The organism is Gilliamella sp. HK2 (assembly GCF_001690265.1).
Classification (GTDB): domain Bacteria; phylum Pseudomonadota; class Gammaproteobacteria; order Enterobacterales; family Orbaceae; genus Gilliamella; species Gilliamella apicola_C.
In genome coordinates this window covers 1-1,474 of record NZ_LZGV01000090.1, presented here as the reverse complement: position 1 = coordinate 1,474, position 1,474 = coordinate 1, and the positions used below count along the sequence as shown (strand labels likewise).

Here is a 1,474-nt window from a genome sequence, read left to right as displayed (position 1 = left end):
TGTATTTGGTTTTTCCGGTTCATAATAAGTATCCTCAATTGGCGAATCATCCACCCCAATAAAGTAAGCCACTTCTTCTCCGGGGACAGCAGCCATTGGAGAGACCATCGCTTTTATAAAATGTCTGCCCCCATCGACTGAAAAAACAAAATCGGACAGATCATCGGTAGGAATGGCAATATACTGTTTGCCGGGGTTATAGTAGTTAAATTTCGGTAAATGATAAGCCGTATAAAATCGTTTGGTAATTAAGGTATGAATATTATTTTTATCATCATGATACCAAATCAATCCACTGCAATTTTCACCTTGTAGCTCTAAATAACGATCGGCATCATATCGATAAATTACCTGCCGCTTTTTACTGACATAATAAAAGGAATTTTTAACAACAAATCCATTATTTGTTACATAATAAAAGAGTTGATAACCTTCTTTCGGTAATGGTTTAGGGCGCATCAGCGGCATGGGCTCGGTGGTGGGGAATGGCGCCAAAGTCGATAAAATCACGACCAAAACCACGGGGACAACCAATAACATTATCAACAATTGAGTTATTTTCTGTTTCATGCCTTAATTCCTTATTTAGCTGTGCCTAACAAATGTTGATAGACCTCTAACACGGTACGGTTATCGGGCAATTTAGTTGCTTTAGCATTATAATCACAGCGCATTTTATCCCAACCGGTATAGTCACTTGGCATAGGGGGAATACTTTCGGGAATAATTTGGCTTCTGCCTACAATCGCGCCTTGTTCAAGCTGATCTTTTTTCGATAACATATGCGAACTTTTAGTGCCAAATGGCGCTTCTGATATATAAAGCCGACCATCTTTGCCTAAAATAAAAGCCTGATCATTCACCACATCGTATTGCAGTGAATCATGATTACGTAAATAATGTCCAACCCCTAAATGAATAGTTCTAAATGAACGCCCCCCATCAATTGAAGTTTCAAAGTCTGAAAGATCAGAATAAGGAATAGAAATATAATTCTTAGCTGGATGTCGATAAGGTTCAGTGTAAACACGCCAAGAATGAGGTGCTATGCTGAAATAAACTTGTTCTTTATCATCAATAAAATACGCTTGCCCTTCACATCGATAACCTGTCAATAAAATATAACGGTTTTCATCAAAACGGTACACAATTTGCGAGGGCGGAACAAAGGTAGGCTTTCGTATATTATTAACTGGCGAAAGTGCCAATATCCCCAAGATAAAGAACAGATAACTCACCATTTGCCATCGCTCATGATATTGCTTAATGAGCATAATAATAAATAATGCGCCGCCGATAAGGGTCGATAGTATTGCTAATATCATCATTACTTTTCCGCCCCAACCTCACAACGTATTTTATCCCAACCTTGGTAAGGTTCGGGTTTTAGATTTTTTATTGAATTTACCCGTAATTGATATTCTTTATTATCAATAAGGCTATCATAAGCACCAAATTTAGAGCCATCCCTAAC

General features: G+C 37.9%; 2 protein-coding genes. Both read right to left on the bottom strand.

The genetic code is table 11. The features are described 5' to 3' along the window. Window positions 1-570 (bottom strand): T6SS immunity protein Tli3 family protein (locus A9G45_RS09550; protein WP_218057088.1); only part of this gene is annotated, 570 nt, incomplete at its 3' end. 11 nt (window positions 571-581) lie between these two features. Continuing rightward, window positions 582-1,328, bottom strand: coding sequence for a T6SS immunity protein Tli3 family protein (locus tag A9G45_RS09545; protein ID WP_065566590.1), 747 nt, complete (start codon window positions 1,326-1,328; stop codon window positions 582-584). Window positions 1,329-1,474: the final 146 nt, after the last annotated feature.